General features: G+C 46.7%; 1 protein-coding gene. It reads left to right on the top strand.

What is annotated here, in order from left to right:
* The first annotated feature begins 160 nt into the window (after positions 1 to 160).
* A complete protein-coding gene (locus ASD86_RS26415; RefSeq protein WP_157476170.1) occupies positions 161 to 670 on the top strand; it encodes a hypothetical protein in 510 nt (169 codons plus the stop codon).
* Positions 671 to 1,089: the final 419 nt, after the last annotated feature.

Here is a 1,089-nt window from a genome sequence, read left to right as displayed (position 1 = left end):
CATACTACGCATCCTTGCGGGGACGACACACAGCCTGTTTTAGTATGGCGCCGACCACCATCGGTTAATTACGGATACGAAGCTAAGAAAATGCACTCTGACCCCTGTTTCTATAGGTTGGCAAATACAAGAAATTATTTGGAAATAATGGAGGCAATTTGTGAATAACAACACCCTGGGCCTGGCAGGGCGTTCAGTTTCAGACTTCCACAGATATTTTTCTTCACTTATTTCTGCCGATAACGTGCAAAGATATCTTTCCGTGCTGGACTTCTCCATCTACGAACATTACAGACGAGCAGTAACCGGGGACAGTAGATATGAATCGGACCGGTCCGAACTGCAGGAAATATATGGCCCAGAAAAATGGAACCTGCTGTGCGATTCAATAAAAAACCCATACCCAGTATTAGTCGCCATTTGCGAAAGAAGACGTAATGATGAACCAATTCGCCAAGATGATTTTGCTGATGTCGACATTGCCGAAATGGCGTTCAGAGTTGTAAATGAAAAAAATGTATTTGAAATATATGAGCTACTTACGCCCGATGCGAAAAAGACATTTGACACAGTGCTTGGATATCCAATTGAAGCTATAGGCGACGAGAAATTGGACATAGTAGAAGCCTCAAAGGTTTATCGAGCTGCGAAAGACCCATCTCCTACTTAAGCTTTCGAAAAAGGGGGACGAAACAGAGGGCCGTGCTTTCCAAGATCCATCCAAAAAATAGGGGGCAGAGTAGACTTTCATATCCAATCTCCGAAACCAGTCGAGCCTCAGATGGACGCGATCTTTGCCAAACCCACGTGCCAAACAGGGGTCAGAGTGGACTTTCCACTCTCCGAGACGATCAAATTTTAGACAGACGCCCAATCCTCGAAACAGGGCATCGAAACAGGGACCAGAGTTAAGGAAACAAGAGTCAGAGTGCACTTTCCAATATCTATCGAGCCTTAGACGGACGCCCAATCTTTGCCGGACCTGCGCGCCGCTGTAACTGGGCTTCGATCATGCTCCGAAACCGTTCGGTACCGAGTGCGTGCTGTCGCTGCAGTCGCAGCGCAATCAAAGCAACGTCGTCTGGATTT

This window comes from Lysobacter sp. Root690, assembly GCF_001427785.1.
Taxonomy (GTDB): Bacteria; Pseudomonadota; Gammaproteobacteria; order Xanthomonadales; family Xanthomonadaceae; genus Lysobacter.
The sequence above is the reverse complement of the archived record's forward strand: the minus strand, read 5'-3'. Positions and strand labels throughout refer to the sequence as shown.